The organism is Pseudomonas sp. TE6283 (assembly GCF_054060555.1).
Genome location: NZ_JBSSDH010000002.1, coordinates 352190 through 370676 on the forward strand (window position 1 = coordinate 352190; position 18487 = coordinate 370676).

Below are 18487 nucleotides of genomic sequence, written 5' to 3' on the forward strand. Positions count from 1 at the left end.
AGTCTCAACGGTCCGGGAGTCAGAGAAGCGGTACTTGTTTATGCCTGCTCGACGCGGTTGCGGCCATTGTCCTTGGCCCGGTACAACGCCTCGTCGGCGCGCTTGAGCACCTGGTCGCCGCGCTCGCCGGAACGGAAGGCGCTGATGCCGATGGAAGTGGTGATGACTACCCGCTCGCCCTTGAAGTGGAACGGGCAGGCCTCGATGGCCGCACGCATTGCCTCGGCCACCTGCAACGCTGTCGACGGCGCAGTCTGCGGCAACAGCAGGACAAATTCCTCGCCGCCGAAACGGGCGATGAAGTCGCGGCCGCGCAGGCGCTTGCGCAACTGATCGGCAACGATCTTCAGCACTTTGTCGCCCGCCAGATGGCCATAGCCGTCGTTGATGCGCTTGAAATGATCAAGGTCGAGGATCGCCATGGCCAGGTGGCCACCATTTTCCTGCCAGTCGAGTACCTCGCGCTCGACCTGCTCACTCCAGGCCGCACGGTTGGGCAAACCGGTCAGCGGATCGATCATGGCTTTCTGGCGCTGCTCCTCGAGGTGCTCGCGGTAACCGAGGGCCTCCTGCTCCATGCTCGCCACGCGCTCGGCCAGGCCTTGCAGACGGCTGGCCAGCTCGTGCTCGCGACGATCGCGCTCGTGCTGGTGATCGTCCATGGTCACCAGCAGGCCTTCGAGGCGGTTCTCCAGGATGTGCTTGAGGCTGTCGACATCGACGGCGCCCTGCACGCTGCTTTGCAGGCCGTCGACTTGCTCGCGCAGCTGGCTGTCCAGCGCGCGGGCGGCGGAGCTGTTGTCGGCATGGCCGGCGCTGGCTTCGTGCAGGTGGCTCTGGAAGGACTCCAGGCGCTCGTTGAGCTGTTGCAGGTAGGCTTCGAATTCATGCTGGCCACTGTCGGTGATCGCCAGCATGAGCACAGCCAGGTCATCCAGGACCGGGATCAGTTCGTACCAGTTCAGCCCCCGTGAAACCCGCTCGCGCATCTCCAGGGCCTGGGCCTTGTGACGCTCCGGCAGGCTGAGGTCGTCGAGCAGACCGATCAGGGTCTGCTCGATATGAGCGGCGACCTGACTGTACGGCGGCTCGACCGCGTCAGGGAGGGCGTAGGGACCGTCCTCGCCGACGACCTCCTCGAGCGTGGCCTCAGGTTCGCCCGCAGCGGCGCCTTCGTTCTCGACAGAGGCCTCGGCTTCAGGATCGATGTGTTCGACCGGCTGCGCCAGTGCTAGCGGTTCAGGTTGCGGTTCGGCAACGGGCACCGACGTGGTTTCAACCAGTGCGGGACCAGGCAACTCGACCTCGGGCCCGGGCAATACGGCAGGCTCAGGCGTGACATGCGGCGCGGGTGCCACGGCATGCAGCTCATCAGCGTCCCTTGGCTGCACCTCAGGCGCAATGACGGGCGCCTCCAGCGACGCAGGCACGGGGGCGTCGACCGCCGCAGGCGCCAGCTCAGCCTGGGGCTCGTCACGGCCACCGAACAGACGCTGCAGGAAGCCCGGGCGAGTCTCGTCCTCGGGCTTTTGCATCGCGCTCAGGGCGCGTCCCTGCAAGCCACTGAGCTCACCCAGCAAGGGCGGCAGCTCACGGGACTGGCTGACCCCGCCATCAAGCTTCTTCGCCAGTTTTTTCAGCGGTCGCGACACCTCGCCTGGCAGCGGCAGGGTCTGCAACTGGGTAACCAGCGCAGTCAGCGCGTCGGTGACCTGGTTCATGCGGGTTTCGCGGCGCTGCTCGGAGTCGAGCACGGCTTTTTCCAGGCGCGGAATCAACCCGGCGAGGCCGGCGTCCATGTTGTCGCTGCGGATGACCTCGCGCATTTCCTTCATGCACTGGTCAACGGTCTTGTCGCTACCTTCAGCCGCCAGGGTGCTGCGCACCAGGCCACGGCGCAGCAGGTCGAGACGGGCTTCCCAGCGCCGCTCGAGCTTTTCCTGCTGCTCGATGCTCTTGAGGTATTTTTCTTTCCAGCGCTCGGCTTCTTCGGTCATGCCTGGATCCGCAACGGGTAGTGGCATCTAGTCCTGCAATCACTGGATTTCGGCGGAAAAGCCCAACACTTGAGTGCCGGATTCGCCCAGGCAGGACTAACTCAGGACCGGCAGCGTATCCACAGTCAGGGCATCAGGCAATCGGATCTCGACGGCAACCGGAAGGTGGTCGGAAATAGGCTGCGCCAGCACCTCGACACGTTCGAGCGTAAGGCTTGGGCTGAGCAGGATATGGTCCAGGCAGCGCTGGGGGCGCCAACTGGGGAAGGTGGCCTCGACCTGGGGCGCGATCAGGCCCAGATCCCGCAGTGGCGAGTGGTCGATCAGGTCGTTGGCGTGGGTGTTCATGTCGCCCATGAGGATCTGGTGGCGATAGCCGCCGATCAGCTCGCGGATGTAGGCCAGCTGACGAGCGCGGGTCTTGGCGCCAAGGGCCAGGTGCATCATCACCACGATCAGCGCATCCTCGCCCTCGCCGAAGCGCACCAGGATCGCCCCGCGGCCGGACGGGCCGGGCAGGGGGTGGTCTTCCAGGTGCTGGGGCTTGAGACGGCTGAGCACGCCGTTGCTGTGCTGGGCGAAACGCCCGAGGTTGCGGTTGAGCTGCTGGTACCAGTAGGGGAAGGCGCCCAACTGGGCAAGGTGCTCGACCTGGTTGACGAAGCCGGAGCGCAGGCTGCCGCCGTCGGCCTCCTGCAGGGCCACCAGGTCGAAGTCGCCGAGCAGGTCGCCGATCTTCTGCAGGTTGCCGGCGCGCCCGTTGTGCGGCAGCAGGTGCTGCCAGCTGCGGGTGACATAGTGCCGATAACGCTCGGTGCTGATGCCGACCTGGATGTTGAAGCTGAGCAGCCGCAGGCGACCATCTTCCGGCAGGCCGGTGGCCCGCAGGTGATGCTCGTTGACCTGCGGCTGGGGCAGGCCGATGCCTCGCGTGGCACGCAAGCGCATGGCAATCGCCGCTTACTTAGCGGCGCGCTCCTTGGCGATCAGTTGGTCGGCGACGTTCAGCACGCCTTCCGGACCTTGGGCGGTGCCCAGGTCGAAGCGGTATTTGCCGTTGACGACCATGCTCGGTACGCCAGTGATCTCGTACTTCTTGGCCAGCTCCTTGGCCTGGTTGACCTGGCCCTTGATGGCGAAGGAATTGAAGGTGGCGAGGAACTTGTCCTTGTCCACGCCCTGGGTGGCCAGGAAGTCGGCCATTTCTTCAGGCTTGGTCAGACGCATGCGCTTGTTCTGGATGGCATCGAATACCGCGTTGTGGACGTTGTGCTCCACCCCCATGGCTTCCAGGGTCAGGAACATCTGGCCGTGGGCATCCCATGGGCCACCGAACATGGCCGGTACGCGCTTGAAATTGACATCCTTGGGCAGCTTGTCGATCCAGGGATTGATGACCGGTTCGAAGTGGTAGCAGTGCGGGCAGCCGTACCAGAACAGCTCGACGACTTCGATCTTGCCAGGCACGGACACCTGAACGGGGTTGCTCAGCTCGATATATTCCTTGCCGGCGGTTGCAGGCTCCGCGGCCTGCACGGCGGCCATACCGAATACGCTGGCGGCGACCAGCGCGGCGCTGAGAATCAGTTTACGCATGCTTTACTCCTGGGCAGTCTTTGGTCGCCTCGACGCGACCCGTGTAGGACAGGCCGGATAGGGCTCGAGTTCTGTAGTGTAACGGCTATGGACAGAAAAAAGGGCAGCCTGGGCTGCCCTTTTCATCTTTAGCGCTGGTGCATTAACCGAGTGTTAACGCGTAAGTCAGTGCAGGCCCTGGATGTAGCTGGACAGCGCTTCGATGTCCTTGTTGCTCAGCTTGACGGCGATGTTGCGCATGATCATGGCGTCGCCGTCGTTGGTGCGGTTGCCTTCGCGGAAGTCGGTCAGTTGCTTGCTGACGTACTGCGCGTGCTGGCCGCTCAGGTGCGGGAATTTCGCCAGGGCAAGGCCCGCGCCGTTGGGCGAGTGGCAGCCGGTGCAGGCGGGCAGGCCATTCTCGAGGTTGCCGCCATTGAACAGGGCACTGCCACGCTCGACCAGTTTCGGGTCGGCGGCGCCCACGCTGCCTTTCTGGCTGGCGAAATAGGCGGCGATATCGGCCAGGTCCTGGTCGTTGAAGTTGGCCAGCAAGCCGGTCATCTCCGGCACGGTACGCTTGCCGTCCTTGATGTCATGCAGCTGCTTGTTCAGGTAGGGCTCGCCTTGGCCGGCGAGTTTCGGGAAGTTCGGTGCCAGGCTGTTGCCGTCAGGGTTGTGGCAGGCCCCACAGACAGCTGTTTTGGCCTGACCGGCAGCAGCATCGCCTTTGATGGGTCCCGCAGCAGTTGCCGCACCTGCGACCCCCATGGTCAACAGCAGACTCACGAATAGTTTGTTCATCAGCTAATCCAACACGGCTAAGGGTGAAATGTTATGTATCGGGACTGCCGCTCATCCAAAGGATGACCAAACGGTAGTCCTCGGCACTGCAGTCCATGCACAATCCACGCGGCGGCATAGCCTTGAAACCCTGTGTAACATGCACCACCAGTTGCTCCATGCCTCGCGCCAGCCTTGGCTCCCAGGCCGCCCGGTCACCGCTTTGGGGTGCCTGGGGCAGTTGTCCGGCGTGACAGGCCGCGCACGTGCGGTTGTACAACGCCTCGGGATCCTGTGTAGCCTGTGCGCTGAAAAACGGCAGGAACATACCGACAGCAAGCAGCCATTTCGCCATGCGAAACGACCTGACAGGGTTGGGGGCCGCGCTGCGTTCTGTTGCGCGAGCTATTGTTCGACACCCCATGCTCAATTGCCTTCGCTGGGCGAATGAGCACACAAAAACTGGGGCATTATATACTTCCGCCAGCCAAACGGAAACGACACCGCTTGCCAGGCCTGGTCCTACGCCTCCAGCGCTGGGCAACACCCACATCGGAAATCCCATGCAAGTCAAGAACCCCATCCTCGGCCTCTGCCAGAAAGCCAAATTCGCCCTCAGCGCCGCCAAGGTCGAACAATGCCCCGAAGACCAGGGTTACGAGGTGGCTTTCGCCGGCCGTTCCAACGCCGGTAAGTCCAGCGCCCTCAACACCCTGACCCACGCCAGCCTGGCGCGCACCTCGAAGACCCCCGGGCGCACCCAGCTGCTGAATTTCTTCAGTCTGGACGATGAACGGCGTTTGGTCGACCTGCCGGGCTACGGTTATGCAAAAGTGCCGATTCCGCTCAAGCAGCACTGGCAGAAACACCTGGAAGCCTACCTGGGCAGCCGCGAGTGCCTGCGCGGGGTGATCCTGATGATGGACACCCGCCACCCGATGACCGACTTCGACAAGATGATGCTCGACTGGGCCAAGGCCAGCGGCATGCCCATGCACATCCTGCTGACCAAGGCCGACAAGCTGACCCATGGCGCCGGCAAGAACACCCTGCTCAAGGTGCAGGCGGAAATCCGCAAGGGCTGGGGCGATGCGGCGACCATCCAGCTGTTCTCGGCGCCCAAGCGCCAGGGGCTGGAGGAGGCCTACCGGGTGCTGGCGGACTGGATGGAGCTGGAAGACAAGCCTGCTGTCTGAAGGCCAAGGGATACTTACGTGGGAGCGGGGGGGGGGCCCCCCCCCCCCCGCCGCGGGGGCCCCCCCCCCCCCCCCCCCCGCCCCGGGGGGGGGGGCCGCCCGGGGGGGGGGCCGGCCCCCCCCCCCCGCCCCCCCCCCCCGGCGCGTGCCCCCCCCCGGGCCGGGGGGGGGGGGGGGGGGGGGCCCCCGCGGCGGGGGGGGGGGGGCCCCCCCCCCGCTCCCACGGATTTCCCAGGCTTCAGGCCGAATTGCGGGCAAAAAAAAACCCCGGACTTCGTATGGGGAGGGGGAAGTTCGGGGTCCAAGTCCGGACCGCTAGGGCGGGGTCCAGATATCTGCCAACACTTAACACAACATAGGAGCATCGAAAGGCTTCACCAGCCATTCAGTACCTCTGAGTGGCGGTTCACCGGTTTAGTTCCGAGCCCCTCGAAACTATTTGCGATAGTTTCATGAAACTCCTGATCTAAGGCCCGAGGCCAGTACCGGATCCGCGACACTACGCCGCAGATCCTACACAGCTTTCACGCGGCGTTTAGTGAGCTTCGTCCCAATTCGAGCCAACGCCCACTTCCACCAGCAGCGGCACGTCGAGTTCCGCGGCACCGCTCATATAGCCACGAATTTCATCTTTCACCTGCTCGACCAAGTCCTCGCGCACTTCGAGCACCAGTTCGTCGTGCACCTGCAGGATCACTCGCGCATCCAGCTTGCTGTCGGTCAGCCAGTTGTCCACCGCTACCATCGCGCGCTTGATGATGTCCGCCGCGGTGCCCTGCATCGGGGCGTTGATCGCGGTGCGCTCGGCGCCTTTGCGCAGGGCCGGGTTCTTGGCGTTGATGTCCGGCAGGTACAGGCGACGGCCGAACAGGGTCTCGACGAAACCTTGCTCGGCGGCCTGGGCGCGGGTGCGCTCCATGTAGGCCAACACGCCGGGGTAACGGGCGAAATAGCGGTCGATGTAGTCCTGGGACTGCTTGCGGTCGACGCCGATCTGCTTGGCCAGGCCGAACGCGCTCATGCCATAGATCAGGCCGAAGTTGATCGCCTTGGCGCTGCGACGCTGGTCGCTGGTGACGTCCGCCAGGGCCACGCCGAACACTTCGGCGGCGGTGGCACGGTGGACGTCCAGGTCGTTGCGGAAGGCATGCAGCAGGCCTTCGTCCTTGGCCAGATGAGCCATGATGCGCAGCTCGATCTGCGAATAGTCCGCCGCCAGCAGTTTGTAGCCGGGGCTGGCGACGAAGGCCTGGCGAATGCGCCGGCCTTCGGCGGTGCGCACCGGGATGTTCTGCAGGTTCGGGTCGCTGGACGACAGCCGGCCGGTGGCGGCCACGGCCTGCTGGTAGGAGGTGTGGATCCGCCCGGTGCGCGGGTTGATCTGCCCCGGCAGCTTGTCGGTGTAGGTGCTCTTGAGCTTGCTCAGGCTGCGGTACTGCATGAGCACCTTGGGCAGCGGGTAGCCCTGCTCGGCCAGGTCATCCAGGACCGCCTCGGCGGTGGACGGCTGGCCCTTGGCGGTCTTGCTCAGCACCGGCATGCCCAGCTTGTCGTAGAGGATCGCGCCCAACTGCTTGGGCGAGCCCAGGTTGAACTCCTCGCCGGCCAGGGCGTATGCCTCTCGCTCAAGCTCCACCAGCTTCGCCCCCAGCTCGCCGCTCTGCACGCCGAGCAGCGCGGCGTCGACCAGCGCGCCCTGGCGCTCGATCTTCGCCAGCACCGGCACCAGCGGCATCTCGATGTCCATCAGCACCGGCAGCACGCTCGGCGTCTTGGCCAAGCGCGCCTGCAACGCGTGGTGCAGGCGCAGGGTGATGTCGGCGTCCTCGGCCGCGTAGGGGCCGGCCTTTTCCAGGGGGATCTGGTTGAAGGTCAGTTGCTTGGCGCCCTTGCCGGCGATGTCCTCGAAACCGATGGTGGTGTGGTCCAGGTACTTCTGCGCCAGGCTGTCCATGTCGTGACGAGTGGCGGTGGAGTCGAGCACATAGGACTCGAGCATGGTGTCGTAGGCCACGCCGCGCATCAGGATGGCCGGGCTGCCGTTGGCCAGGATGTTGATGTCGTACTTGGCGTTCTGGCCGATCTTGCCCTTGGCCGGGTCTTCCAGAAGGGGCTTCAGGGCCAGCAGCACGGCGTCACGGTCGAGCTGGGCGGGGGCGCCTTCGTAATCGTGGGCCAGCGGTACATAGGCGGCCTCGTGGGGCTCGACGGCGAACGACAGGCCAACGAGTTGCGCCTGCTGCGCGTCGAGGCCGGTGGTCTCGGTGTCGAAGGCGAACAGCGGCGCCTGGCGCAGCTTCTCCAGCCAGGCGTCGAAACGCGCCTGGTCGAGGATGGTCTCGTACTTCGGCTCGACCTTCTCGGCCACAGGTTCAACGTCGGCAGCAACGCTGCCACCGGCCCGGGGCGCACTGCGCTGGACCTCGGCCACCCAGCTCTTGAATTCCATCTCGGTGTACAGCGCCAGCAGCACCTCGCGGTCCGGTTCGCCGCAGACCAGGGCGTCCACTTCGACATCCAGCTCGACATCGCACTTGATGGTCGCCAGCTCGTAGGACAGGAAGGCCGCGTCGCGGTGCTCCTCGAGCTTGGCCGGCAGGGTCTTGGCGCCACGGATGGCCAGGGCCGGCACCTTGTCGAGGTTGTCGTACAGGTCGCGAAGGCCACCGCCGATACCGGTCAGCAGGCCGACCGCGGTCTTCTCGCCAACGCCCGGCACGCCGGGGATGTTGTCGACCTTGTCGCCCATCAGGGCGAGAAAATCGATGATGTGCTCGGGACCTACGCCGAACTTTTCGTGCACACCGGCGATGTCCAGCACGCTGCCGGTCATGGTGTTGACCAGGGTGACATGGCCGTCCACCAGCTGGGCCATGTCCTTGTCGCCGGTCGAGATGATCACCGGACGGCCGGCGGCGGCGCTGCTGCGCGCCAGGGTGCCGATGACGTCGTCGGCCTCCACGCCTTCGACGCACAACAGCGGGTAGCCGAGGGCGCGGACGCTGGCGTGCAGCGGCTCGACCTGCACCCGCAGGTCGTCGGGCATGCTTGGGCGGTTGGCCTTGTACTCGGCGAACATGGCGTCGCGGAAGGTCCCGCCCTTGGCGTCGAAAACCACCGCGAACAGGCTGTCCGGGTACTGCTTGCGCAGGCTCTTGAGCATGTTCAGCACGCCCTTGACCGCGCCGGTGGGCATGCCCTTGGAGGTGGTCAGCGGCGGCAGTGCGTGAAAGGCGCGGTAGAGGTAGGACGAACCGTCCACCAGGACGAGGGGCGCTTGGCTCATGAGGAGAATCAACCTTTTCGACGGGTCCGGCGCTAGAATAGCCGGATCAATGACGACAAAAGGACTAGGTTATCATGCGCACACCCATTCGCCTGTTACTGCTCGGTCTGCTGGCCACCATGCCGGTCGTCACCCAGGCGGCAGACGAAGCCCCATCGGCCGATCCCGATGTAACCATTCGCACGGAAGGCGACAAGACCATCCAGGAGTACCGTCAAAACGGCTTCCTGTATGCGATCAAGGTCACGCCGAAGAACGGCACGCCTTATTTCCTGGTACGCGCCGATGGCTCCGAAGCCAATTTCATTCGTTCCGACCAGCCGGACATGCTGATTCCGTCCTGGAAGATCTTCGAGTGGTAAGCTAGTAACGCGTATCGTTCTTATCAACCAGGCACTTCCGGCGGAAGTGCCCGCATGGGCAATTCTTCAACATGTCAGTCTTCACCCCTGTGTCCCGGCCTGAGCTGGAAACCTTTCTGGCGCCATACGAGCTGGGTCGCCTGCTCGATTTCCAGGGCATCGCCGCCGGTACCGAGAACAGCAATTTCTTCGTCAGCCTGGAAAAGGGGGAGTTCGTCCTCACACTGATCGAGCGCGGGCCGGCTGAAGACATGCCGTTCTTCATCGAGCTGCTCGACGTGCTGCACGCGGCCGACATGCCAGTGCCCTACGCCCTGCGCGACCGCGACGGCAACGGCCTGCGCGAGCTGTGCGGCAAGCCGGCGCTGTTGCAGCCACGGCTGTCGGGCAAGCACATCAAGGCCCCTAACAACCAGCACTGCGCCCAGGTCGGCGAGCTGTTGGCGCACATCCACCTGGCCACCCGCGAGCGCATCATCGAGCGCCGCACCGACCGCGGCCTGGACTGGATGCTGGATTCGGGCGCCGAGCTGCTGCCGGGCCTGAACCGGGAACAGGCCGGGCTATTGCAGCCGGCACTGGCGGAAATCACCGCGCACAAGGCGCAGATCCTCGCCCTGCCCAAGGCCAACCTGCACGCCGACCTGTTCCGCGACAACGTGATGTTCGAAGGCACCCACCTGACCGGGCTGATCGACTTCTACAACGCCTGCTCCGGGCCGATGCTGTATGACATTGCCATCACCGTGAACGACTGGTGCCTGGACGAGCAGGGCGGCATCGACCTGCCGCGCGCCCAGGCCCTGCTGGGCGCCTATGCGGCGCTGCGGCCGTTCACCGCCGCCGAGGCCGAACTGTGGCCGGTGATGCTGCGGGTGGCCTGCGTGCGCTTCTGGCTGTCGCGCCTGATCGCGGCGCAGGCCTTCGCCGGGATGGACGTGATGATCCATGATCCGAGCGAGTTCGAAGTGCGCCTGGCGCAGCGCCAGCAGGTGGCACTGAAGCTGCCGTTCGCGCTCTAAAGGGCGATAACGCAACCTGCAGGGGATCCGCTCTGCACTGTCGAGCAGGGAACCGTCCCCTGTGGGAGCGGCCTTGCGTCGCGAAAGGGGTGCGAAGCGCCCCCAGATCTGCGCATCAAGCTGATATTGCCGGGGCCGCTATGCGGCCCTTTCGCGACACAAGGCCGCTCCCACAGGGGGCGCGCTAGCTTTAGCAATTGAGCAAGACAGCTGCTCCTACAGCTGTTCCAGGCAGCCGGTCAGGTCGTTGCCCAGCTTCTCCAGCAAGCGCTCATAGCCCCTGGCATCCACCGCATCGCTGCCCCCCAGCGCATCCAGCTCCGCCAGGCGCACCGGCAAACCAGCGGTCAGCGTCTCGGCCAGGCGCGGGCGCAGCGGCGGCTCGCTGAACACACAGGTCTTGCCCACCGCCTGCAGGCGTTTGCGCATGGCGGCGACGTGCTGCGCGCCCGGCTGCACTTCCGAGGCGACGCTGAACACACCGGTGTGCTTCAGGCCATAAGCGGCCTCGAAGTAATCGAAGGCTTCGTGGAACACGAAGTACGGCTTGCCGGCGATCCCCGCCACCCGCTGCTTGATTCGCCCATCCAGGGCGTCCATGCGCTCGACGAACAGCTTGAGGTTGGCCTGGTAGCGCGGCGCATTGGCCGGATCCGCTGCCGCCAGGTCGCCGGCCATCTTCGTCGCGATCACCCGGGCATTCACTGACGACAACCACAGGTGCGCGTCAAGGCTGCCCGGACGGTGGTCATGGTCGTGATCGTCGTGGTCCTCCTCGTCGTGGGAGTGGCTGTCCTCGCCGAAGTGACGCAACTGCATACCCGACAGCGACTGCACGGCCACGGTCGGCTTGGCGCGGCTCTTCAGCACACGGGGCAGGAAGCCTTCCATGTCCGGGCCGATCCAGTACAGCAGGTCGGCATCGGCGACCTTGCGTACATCGGAGGGGCGTAGCGCGTAGTTGTGCGGAGACGCCCCCGGCGGCAGCAGCACGTCGGGGCTGCCGACACCGTCCTGGACGGCGGCTGCGATCTGCTGAAGGGGCTTGATGCTGGTCAGCACGCGCACGTCGGCGTGGGCCGAAAAAGCGATGAAAGCGACAAAGAGGGCAAGGAATCGGGACACGGTGGATACTCGGGTCGTCAGAAACAGGTAACATAATAACGTCTCCATCCTGAACCGTCGCTGCCCATGTCCATCACGCCGCTGGCCCACCGTCCCCACGATCATTCCCACTGCGTCCACAGTGCGCTGGCCGAGGCCGACGCGCTGTGCAACCGTCAGGGCCTGCGCCTGACCGCCCTGCGCCGCCGCGTGCTGGAGCTGGTGTGGCAGAGCCACAAGCCGCTGGGCGCCTACGACATCCTCGCCGTGCTCAGCGAGCAGGACGGCCGCCGCGCCGCGCCGCCCACCGTCTACCGGGCGCTGGACTTCCTGCTGGAGAACGGCCTGGTGCACCGCATCGCCTCGCTCAACGCCTTCATCGGCTGCAGCCACCCCGAGCATGCGCACCAGGGCCAGTTCCTGATCTGCCGCGCCTGCCATGTGGCCATCGAGCTCGAGCAGAACAGCATCAGCGACGCCATCGTCAGCAGCGCCAAGGCCGTGGGCTTCGCCGTCGAGACGCAGACGGTCGAAGTGGTCGGCCTGTGCGGCAACTGCCGGGGCAAGGCATGAGCGACGCCCTGATCCGCCTTGCGCAGGTCGGCGTCAGCTTCGGCGGCGAGGCGGTGCTCGACAGCATCGACCTGGCCGTCGCGCCCGGGCAGATCGTCACCCTGATCGGCCCCAACGGCGCCGGCAAGACCACCCTGGTGCGCGCCGTGCTCGGCCTGCTCAAGCCGCACCGCGGCAAGGTGTGGCGCAAGCCGAAACTGCGTATCGGCTACATGCCGCAGAAGATCCAGGTAGACGCCACGCTGCCGCTGTCGGTGCTGCGCTTCCTGCGCCTGGTGCCCGGGGTAGACCGCGCGGCAGCCTTGGCGGCGCTGCAGGAAGTCGGCGCCGAGCAGGTGATCGACAGCCCGATCCAGACCATCTCCGGCGGCGAAATGCAGCGCGTGCTGCTGGCCCGCGCCCTGCTGCGCGAACCCGAACTGCTGGTACTGGACGAACCGGTGCAGGGCGTCGACGTGGTCGGCCAGACCGAGCTGTACAACCTGATCACCCGCCTGCGCGACCGCCATGGCTGCGGCGTGCTGATGGTCTCCCACGACCTGCACCTGGTAATGAGCGCCACCGACCAGGTGGTCTGCCTCAACCGCCATGTGTGCTGCTCGGGCCACCCGGAGCAGGTCAGCAACGATCCGGCCTTCGTCGAGCTGTTCGGCCAGAACGCGCCGAGCCTGGCCATCTACCACCACCATCACGATCACAGCCACGACCTGCACGGCTCGGTGATCGCCCCCGGCGCCCATGTCCACGGAGAACACTGCAAGCATGGCTGATTTTCTTCTCTACGCCCTGCTTGCCGGCCTGTCGCTGGCGCTCGTCGCCGGCCCGCTGGGCTCCTTCGTGGTCTGGCGGCGCATGGCCTACTTCGGCGACACCCTGTCCCACGCCGCGCTGCTCGGCGTGGCGCTGGGCTTCGCCCTGGACGTCAGCCCGGCGCTGGCGGTGACCGTCGGCTGCCTGTTGCTGGCGATCCTGCTGGTGACCCTGCAACAGCGCCAGCCACTGGCCTCGGACACCCTGCTCGGGATCCTCGCGCCCAGCACCCTGTCGCTGGGCCTGGTGGTGCTGAGCTTCATGCACGATGTGCGCATCGACCTGATGGCCTACCTGTTCGGCGACCTGCTGGCGATCAGCCCCACCGACCTGGCCTGGATACTCGGCGGCAGCGCGCTGGTGCTGGTGCTGCTGGCGATGTTCTGGCGGCCGCTGCTGGCGGTCACCGTGCACGAGGAGCTGGCGATGGTCGAGGGCCTGCCGGTGGCCGGCCTGCGCCTGGCGCTGATGCTGCTGATCGCCGTGGTGATCGCGGTGGCGATGAAGATCGTGGGCGTGCTGCTGATCACCTCGCTGCTGATCATCCCGGCCGCCGCGGCACAGCGTCACGCCCGCTCGCCGGAGCAGATGGCCGTGGGCGCCAGCCTGCTGGGGGTTACCGCGGTCTGCGGCGGCCTGGCGCTGTCCTGGTTCAAGGACACCCCGGCTGGGCCTTCGATCGTGGTCTGTGCGGCGGTGCTATTCTTGCTGAGCCTGGCGTTGCCGAAACGCTGAGATTCCAGGGCGCCTGCTGACGCGCCCTGCAACCTTTTCATCGCTTGCAGGTCTGACAAGACCAGTTTTCGAGCGTGCGCACCTGGGTGTAGACTTGCTCGCTTTTTGCGCAAATAGAGAGTCGCAGGAATGAAGCCGTTCGCCTCACGTTATCTGCTTGTTGCCGCGTTTTCCCTGTTCCTGGCCGCCTGCTCCAGCAAGCCGGCCGAGCAGCCGGTCGCGCCTGCCCAGCCGGATGCCTGGCAGCAGCTGGAACAAAGCATCGCCAGCAACGAACTGGCCACCGCCGAGGACCAGCTGGCCGCGCTGCAGGCCCAGGCGCCGGGCGATGCGCGCCTCGAGCCGCACCAACGCCAGCTGGCCGAGGCCTACCTGCAACGCAGCCGCATCGTCCTGCAAAAGGGCGATGTGAATGCCGCCGCCACCGCGCTGGCCCGCGCCCGGGCGCTGATGCCCCAGGCACCGGCCCTGACCGGCGGCGATGCCATGGCCCAGGCGCGCAAGGCCGAGCTGGAAAAGGCCGAGGCAGCGCTGAAGGCGGCCGAGTCCAAGCCCAGGGCCCGGGTCATCGACCCGACCGCGCCCAGCACCGTGGTGGCGTTGAAGACCACCGACGGTCGGGCGATGCGCCGCCAGTTGGATGACATTGCCGCCGATGTAGTGAATTACCAGTGCGAGGTGGTGTTCCAGGTGCCGCGGACCCAGGACGCGCCGTGGCTAAAGACCCTGCTGGAGAAGCGCGTGCGCAAGCTCGACAGTGGTTTCGAGCTTGAGCAAAAGCATGAGATCCAGCGCTCGATGCCGGCGCAGGTGGTGCTGATCCCTCATCAGCAGTGAACAATCGCGGGGCCAGTCGGATCGCCGCACCGCCGCTCCCGCCAGCCCTTACCTGGCTTAGTGGGAGCGGCGGTGCGGCGATCCGACTGGCCCCGCGATGCACTGTTAGGCTGGTATCGCTTCGGCAGCCGCCTCCCGCGCCCACACCCGGTGTCCCTCGACTGCCTTGAAGAAGGCCTCAAGCGCCTTCTGATCATCGCCCAGCAACAGCCCCGTATCTTCCTTGAGCCCCAGCTTGTTCAGCAGTAGCTTGCCCTCACTGGCTACGCCCATGGGCTTGAGATGCTTGTAGGCCTCAAGCAGGAAATGCTTGGCCACGCCGCTGTTTTCCAGCGCCTCCAGCGAAGCCTTGCCGGCCGGCACCCACACGCCGTCGAACATCACCGACGGCATCCCTTCCATCGACGCATCCACCGGCAGCTGCATGCCACCGGCAGTCTTCACCGGTGCCGACGTCGGCCCCAGCAGCATGGGGCGCGCACGTTGCGCCTGCAGCGCCTTGACCACCTTGTCGACACTCGCGTCATCCACGCCATCAGCCACCAGGATGGCGATCTTGCGCCCACTGATGCCGATATCCCCGGGGTGGTTCATCTGGCTCAAGGCCTTTGACTGCGCCGGCTTGCCGCCCTTGACCTTGACCGTGCCGGCCTTCGGCGTCGGCAGCCCGAGGTTGGCGGCCACCGCTGCCGCCAACTTGAGATCGATGTTGGCCAGGATTTCGTTCACCTCCCGCGCCCGGATCGCCTCGCGCTCGACCTTGCCCAGTTCAAAGCTGTAGGCCTTGATGATGTGCTGCTGCTCGGTGGGGCTCATGCTCTGGAAGAACAGCCGCGCCTGGGAGAAATGGTCGCCGAACGACTCGCTGCGCTGGCGGATCTTGTTCGCATCGATACGTTCCTGGTAACTCTCGAAACCGCCATCCTGCGCGGCGGGCGGCGTTTCCTTCGGCCAGCCGCCATCGATCGAGTTGGGCTCGTAGGAGGCCCGCCCCTTGTCGATGGTCATGCGGTGCATGGCATCGCGCTGGCTGCTGTGATTGGGCGCGACAGGGCGGTTGATCGGGATCTCGTGGAAGTTCGGTCCGCCCAGGCGGCTTATCTGGGTGTCGGTGTACGAGAACAACCGGCCCTGCAGCAAGGGATCATTGCTGAAATCGATGCCCGGCACGATATGCCCCGGGCAGAAGGCGATCTGCTCCACTTCGGCGAAGAAGTTGTCCGGGTTGCGGTCGAGCACCATCTTGCCCAGCGGGGTCACCGGCACCAGCTCCTCGGGGATGAGCTTGGTCGGGTCGAGCAGGTCGAAGTCGAACTTGTGCTCATCGGCCTCAGGGACGATCTGCACGCCCAGCTCCCACTCCGGATAATGGCCGGTCTCGATGGCCTCCCACAGGTCGCGGCGGTGGTAGTCGGTGTCCTTGCCTGCAAGCTTCTGGGCTTCGTCCCACAGCACCGAGTGCACGCCCTGGCGCGGCTTCCAGTGGAACTTGACGAAGCTGGCCACGCCTTGGGCATTGATCAACCGGAAGGTATGCACGCCAAAGCCTTCCATCATCCGCAGGCTACGCGGGATGGCGCGGTCGGACATGGCCCACATGACCATGTGCGCGGATTCCGGCACCAGCGATACGAAGTCCCAGAAGGTATCGTGGGCAGAGCCACCGGTGGGTATCTCGTTGTGCGGTTCGGGTTTGACCGCGTGGACGAAGTCGGGAAACTTGATCGCGTCCTGGATGAAGAACACCGGCATGTTGTTGCCGACCAGATCGAAATTGCCCTCATCGGTGTAGAACTTCACCGCAAAGCCACGCACGTCTCGCACCGTGTCACCCGAGCCACGTGGGCCCTGCACGGTGGAAAAGCGTACAAACACCGGGGTTATTTTCTCGGGATCTTGCAGGAAACCGGCCTTGGTCAGTTCGGCATGGCAGCCGTAGCTTTGGAAGTATCCATGGGCGCCGGTCCCGCGGGCATGGACGATACGCTCGGGTATGCGCTCATGATCGAAGTGGGTGATCTTCTCGCGCATGATGAAGTCTTCGAGCAGCGAAGGCCCGCGGACGCCGGCCTTGAGGCTGTTCTGGTTGTCGGCGACCTTCACCCCCTGGTTGGTGCGCAGCGCCTGGCCGCTGGCGTCGCTGCGAAACGCCTCCAGGCTCTGCAGCTTGGCGTTGGTGTTGGCCTTGTCCGGGGTGTCGGTGCCGGCGACAGGGCTGGGCTGTGGCGCCTGGGGCGTCTTGCTGGGCATCTTCGGCTCTCCTCATCAGTCATCAGGCTGCCCGTTCGGGCTTGTTCAATTAGTGACTGGGCCGCCGTCGGATGCGTTCAATCGGATTGCCGACCGTCGCGATATGCCGATTGGATTGGAGCATTGCGAAATTAATGCTAAGAACAGGCAGGGGAAAAGGCTAAAATGCGCGACCCCGGCTAACCGCTGACCCAAATTCCATGCGCCCCACAAGGTTCGCTCAGTGATCGAGTTTCAAAATGTCCACAAGACCTACCGCGTCGCCGGTAGGGATATTCCGGCCCTGAATCCGACCAGCCTGACCATCGAAGATGGCCAGGTGTTCGGCCTGATCGGCCACTCCGGTGCCGGCAAGAGCACCATGCTGCGTCTGATCAACCGCCTCGAGGAGCCGTCCGGCGGCAAGATCGTGGTCGACGGCGAGGACGTCACCGCCTTCGACGCCAACCAGCTGCGCCGCTTCCGCCAGCAGGTCGGTATGATCTTCCAGCATTTCAATCTGCTGGCGTCCAAGACCGTCGCCGACAACGTCGCCCTGCCGCTGGTGCTGGCCGGCGAGCTGTCGCGTGGCGAGATCGACAAGCGCGTCACCGAACTGCTGGCCCGTGTCGGCCTGTCCGAGCATGCGAAGAAGTACCCGGCGCAGCTGTCGGGCGGGCAGAAACAACGCGTCGGCATCGCCCGCGCCCTGTCCACCAACCCGAAGATCCTGCTGTGCGACGAGGCCACCAGCGCCCTCGACCCGCAGACCACCGCCTCGGTGCTGCAACTGCTGGCCGAGATCAACCGCGAGCTGAAACTGACCATCGTACTGATCACCCACGAGATGGACGTGATCCGCCGGGTCTGCGACCGCGTGGCGGTGATGGACGCCGGGCAGATCGTCGAGCAAGGCCCGGTGGCTGAAGTGTTCCTGCACCCGCAGCACGCCACCACCCGGCGTTTCGTCCAGGAGGACGAGCAGATCGACGAGAACGAGCAACGCGACGACTTCGCCCATGTGCCGGGCCGTATCGTGCGCCTGACGTTCCAGGGTTGCGCCACCTACGCGCCGCTGCTGGGCACCGTGGCCCGCGAAACCGGTGTCGACTACAGCATCCTGGCCGGACGCATCGACCGCATCAAGGACATTCCCTATGGCCAGCTGACCCTCGCCTTGATCGGCGGAGACATGGACGCGGCATTCGCCCGCTTCACTGCAGCTGATGTACATATGGAGGTACTGCGCTGATGGACATCCTCAGCTATTTCGCCAACGTCGACTGGGTCGAGATCTGGCAAGCGACCAACGACACCATGGTCATGCTGTTCATCTCACTGGCCTTCATCATCCTGCTCGGCCTGCCGCTGGGCGTCGTGCTGTTCCTGTTCAGCCCTCGGCAGATGTTCGAGCACAAGAAGATCTACGCAGTGCTGGCGACCATCGTCAACATCGTGCGCTCGGTGCCGTTCATCATCCTGCTGATCGTGATGATCCCGATCACGGTACTGATCACCGGTACCTCGCTGGGTGTCGCGGGCGCGATTCCGCCGCTGGTGGTCGGCACGACGCCGTTCTTCGCACGCCTGGTCGAGACGGCCCTGCGTGAAGTGGATCGCGGCATCATCGAGGCCACCCAATCGATGGGCGCCACCACCCGCCAGATCATCTTCAAGGCAGTGCTCCCTGAAGCCATGCCGGGCATCATCGCCGCTATCACCGTAACGGCCATCACCCTGGTGTCCTACACCGCCATGGCCGGCGTGGTGGGTGCCGGTGGCCTGGGCGACCTGTCGATCCGCTTCGGCTACCAGCGCTTCCAGACCGACGTGATGATCGTCACCGTGGTACTGCTGGTGATCCTGGTCCAGGTGCTACAGATGATCGGCGACAAGCTGGTCGTGCATTTTTCCCGTAAGTAACCCCAATGGGGTCGGCCCGGCCGACCCGTTCGGGGGCCGTCGCGGCCCTCACAAG

17 protein-coding genes are annotated in these 18487 nt (G+C 65.2%); 9 read left to right on the forward strand and 8 right to left on the reverse strand.

Going from position 1 to position 18487, the window contains the following annotated elements:
* Window positions 1-38: 38 nt before the first annotated feature.
* From ACVWZ5_RS05240 to ACVWZ5_RS05260, 5 genes are all read right to left on the reverse strand, one after another.
* The gene (locus tag ACVWZ5_RS05240) at window positions 39-1997 is read right to left on the reverse strand and encodes a GGDEF domain-containing protein (RefSeq protein WP_186600054.1); all 1959 of its coding nucleotides are present in this window, start codon (window positions 1995-1997) and stop codon (window positions 39-41) included.
* A 96-nt stretch (window positions 1998-2093) separates the two neighbouring features.
* Window positions 2094-2945, reverse strand: coding sequence for an endonuclease/exonuclease/phosphatase family protein (locus tag ACVWZ5_RS05245; protein WP_028688670.1), 852 nt, complete (start codon window positions 2943-2945; stop codon window positions 2094-2096).
* Window positions 2946-2957: 12 nt separating this feature from the next.
* Window positions 2958-3593: a thiol:disulfide interchange protein DsbA gene (dsbA, locus tag ACVWZ5_RS05250; protein WP_062572378.1), complete on the reverse strand. Its 636-nt coding sequence runs from the start codon at window positions 3591-3593 to the stop codon at window positions 2958-2960.
* Between the two features lie 165 nt (window positions 3594-3758).
* Window positions 3759-4376: a c-type cytochrome gene (locus tag ACVWZ5_RS05255; RefSeq protein WP_186600055.1), complete on the reverse strand. Its 618-nt coding sequence runs from the start codon at window positions 4374-4376 to the stop codon at window positions 3759-3761.
* A gap of 31 nt (window positions 4377-4407) precedes the next feature.
* Window positions 4408-4710, reverse strand: coding sequence for a c-type cytochrome (locus tag ACVWZ5_RS05260; RefSeq protein WP_096049012.1), 303 nt, complete (start codon window positions 4708-4710; stop codon window positions 4408-4410).
* 208 nt (window positions 4711-4918) lie between these two features.
* Here ACVWZ5_RS05260 and yihA point away from each other — a divergent pair, with 208 nt between their 5' ends.
* Window positions 4919-5551, forward strand: a complete 633-nt coding sequence (gene yihA, locus ACVWZ5_RS05265; RefSeq protein WP_028688674.1) for a ribosome biogenesis GTP-binding protein YihA/YsxC — start codon at window positions 4919-4921, stop codon at window positions 5549-5551.
* A 535-nt stretch (window positions 5552-6086) separates the two neighbouring features.
* On the opposite strand, the gene polA is transcribed toward yihA, so the two are convergent.
* Window positions 6087-8837 (reverse strand): DNA polymerase I, encoded by a 2751-nt coding sequence (polA, locus tag ACVWZ5_RS05270; protein WP_186600057.1) that lies wholly within the window; start codon window positions 8835-8837, stop codon window positions 6087-6089.
* Window positions 8838-8911: 74 nt separating this feature from the next.
* Between polA and ACVWZ5_RS05275 the strand changes: the two genes are divergently transcribed.
* A complete protein-coding gene (locus tag ACVWZ5_RS05275; protein ID WP_062572375.1) occupies window positions 8912-9199 on the forward strand; it encodes a DUF2782 domain-containing protein in 288 nt (95 codons plus the stop codon).
* A 71-nt stretch (window positions 9200-9270) separates the two neighbouring features.
* The gene (locus tag ACVWZ5_RS05280; protein WP_062572374.1) at window positions 9271-10221 is read left to right on the forward strand and encodes a homoserine kinase; all 951 of its coding nucleotides are present in this window, start codon (window positions 9271-9273) and stop codon (window positions 10219-10221) included.
* Window positions 10222-10437: 216 nt separating this feature from the next.
* Here the strand turns inward: ACVWZ5_RS05280 and ACVWZ5_RS05285 are convergent, their stop codons facing one another.
* Window positions 10438-11394, reverse strand: coding sequence for a zinc ABC transporter substrate-binding protein (locus tag ACVWZ5_RS05285; protein ID WP_280070877.1), 957 nt, complete (start codon window positions 11392-11394; stop codon window positions 10438-10440).
* A gap of 18 nt (window positions 11395-11412) precedes the next feature.
* Between ACVWZ5_RS05285 and zur the strand changes: the two genes are divergently transcribed.
* The 4 genes from zur (at window position 11413) to ACVWZ5_RS05305 (ending at window position 14280) form a co-directional block, all read left to right on the forward strand.
* On the forward strand, window positions 11413-11898 hold the full coding sequence (gene zur, locus ACVWZ5_RS05290; RefSeq protein ID WP_028688679.1) for a zinc uptake transcriptional repressor Zur: 486 nt from the start codon (window positions 11413-11415) through the stop codon (window positions 11896-11898).
* Window positions 11895-12668: a zinc ABC transporter ATP-binding protein ZnuC gene (gene znuC, locus ACVWZ5_RS05295; protein WP_457340453.1), complete on the forward strand. Its 774-nt coding sequence runs from the start codon at window positions 11895-11897 to the stop codon at window positions 12666-12668. The genes zur and znuC overlap by 4 nt, the downstream gene beginning before the upstream one ends.
* Window positions 12661-13443, forward strand: a complete 783-nt coding sequence (znuB, locus tag ACVWZ5_RS05300; protein WP_028688681.1) for a zinc ABC transporter permease subunit ZnuB — start codon at window positions 12661-12663, stop codon at window positions 13441-13443. The genes znuC and znuB overlap by 8 nt, the downstream gene beginning before the upstream one ends.
* Window positions 13444-13572: 129 nt before the next feature.
* On the forward strand, window positions 13573-14280 hold the full coding sequence (locus ACVWZ5_RS05305) for a PA5502 family lipoprotein (RefSeq protein WP_084940970.1): 708 nt from the start codon (window positions 13573-13575) through the stop codon (window positions 14278-14280).
* Between the two features lie 105 nt (window positions 14281-14385).
* Here ACVWZ5_RS05305 and katE read toward each other — a convergent pair whose 3' ends face one another.
* Window positions 14386-16530, reverse strand: a complete 2145-nt coding sequence (gene katE / locus ACVWZ5_RS05310) for a catalase HPII (protein ID WP_301140123.1) — start codon at window positions 16528-16530, stop codon at window positions 14386-14388.
* Between the two features lie 223 nt (window positions 16531-16753).
* Between katE and ACVWZ5_RS05315 the strand changes: the two genes are divergently transcribed.
* A complete protein-coding gene (locus tag ACVWZ5_RS05315) occupies window positions 16754-17761 on the forward strand; it encodes a methionine ABC transporter ATP-binding protein (protein ID WP_028688684.1) in 1008 nt (335 codons plus the stop codon).
* The gene (locus ACVWZ5_RS05320) at window positions 17761-18432 is read left to right on the forward strand and encodes a methionine ABC transporter permease (protein ID WP_028688685.1); all 672 of its coding nucleotides are present in this window, start codon (window positions 17761-17763) and stop codon (window positions 18430-18432) included. The genes ACVWZ5_RS05315 and ACVWZ5_RS05320 overlap by 1 nt, the downstream gene beginning before the upstream one ends.
* The last annotated feature ends 55 nt before the right edge of the window (window positions 18433-18487 follow it).

What these genes read in the sequence shown, in the direction of transcription:
- ACVWZ5_RS05240 (WP_186600054.1), bottom strand. Translation starts at nt 1,997, where the DNA reads ATGACCGAAGAAGCCGAGCGCTGGAAAGAAAAATACCTCAAGAGCATC.
- ACVWZ5_RS05245 (WP_028688670.1), bottom strand. Translation starts at nt 2,945, where the DNA reads ATGCGCTTGCGTGCCACGCGAGGCATCGGCCTGCCCCAGCCGCAGGTC.
- dsbA (WP_062572378.1), bottom strand. Translation starts at nt 3,593, where the DNA reads ATGCGTAAACTGATTCTCAGCGCCGCGCTGGTCGCCGCCAGCGTATTC.
- ACVWZ5_RS05255 (WP_186600055.1), bottom strand. Translation starts at nt 4,376, where the DNA reads ATGAACAAACTATTCGTGAGTCTGCTGTTGACCATGGGGGTCGCAGGT.
- ACVWZ5_RS05260 (WP_096049012.1), bottom strand. Translation starts at nt 4,710, where the DNA reads ATGGCGAAATGGCTGCTTGCTGTCGGTATGTTCCTGCCGTTTTTCAGC.
- yihA (WP_028688674.1), top strand. Translation starts at nt 4,919, where the DNA reads ATGCAAGTCAAGAACCCCATCCTCGGCCTCTGCCAGAAAGCCAAATTC.
- polA (WP_186600057.1), bottom strand. Translation starts at nt 8,837, where the DNA reads ATGAGCCAAGCGCCCCTCGTCCTGGTGGACGGTTCGTCCTACCTCTAC.
- ACVWZ5_RS05275 (WP_062572375.1), top strand. Translation starts at nt 8,912, where the DNA reads ATGCGCACACCCATTCGCCTGTTACTGCTCGGTCTGCTGGCCACCATG.
- ACVWZ5_RS05280 (WP_062572374.1), top strand. Translation starts at nt 9,271, where the DNA reads ATGTCAGTCTTCACCCCTGTGTCCCGGCCTGAGCTGGAAACCTTTCTG.
- ACVWZ5_RS05285 (WP_280070877.1), bottom strand. Translation starts at nt 11,394, where the DNA reads ATGGAGACGTTATTATGTTACCTGTTTCTGACGACCCGAGTATCCACC.
- zur (WP_028688679.1), top strand. Translation starts at nt 11,413, where the DNA reads ATGTCCATCACGCCGCTGGCCCACCGTCCCCACGATCATTCCCACTGC.
- znuC (WP_457340453.1), top strand. Translation starts at nt 11,895, where the DNA reads ATGAGCGACGCCCTGATCCGCCTTGCGCAGGTCGGCGTCAGCTTCGGC.
- znuB (WP_028688681.1), top strand. Translation starts at nt 12,661, where the DNA reads ATGGCTGATTTTCTTCTCTACGCCCTGCTTGCCGGCCTGTCGCTGGCG.
- ACVWZ5_RS05305 (WP_084940970.1), top strand. Translation starts at nt 13,573, where the DNA reads ATGAAGCCGTTCGCCTCACGTTATCTGCTTGTTGCCGCGTTTTCCCTG.
- katE (WP_301140123.1), bottom strand. Translation starts at nt 16,530, where the DNA reads ATGCCCAGCAAGACGCCCCAGGCGCCACAGCCCAGCCCTGTCGCCGGC.
- ACVWZ5_RS05320 (WP_028688685.1), top strand. Translation starts at nt 17,761, where the DNA reads ATGGACATCCTCAGCTATTTCGCCAACGTCGACTGGGTCGAGATCTGG.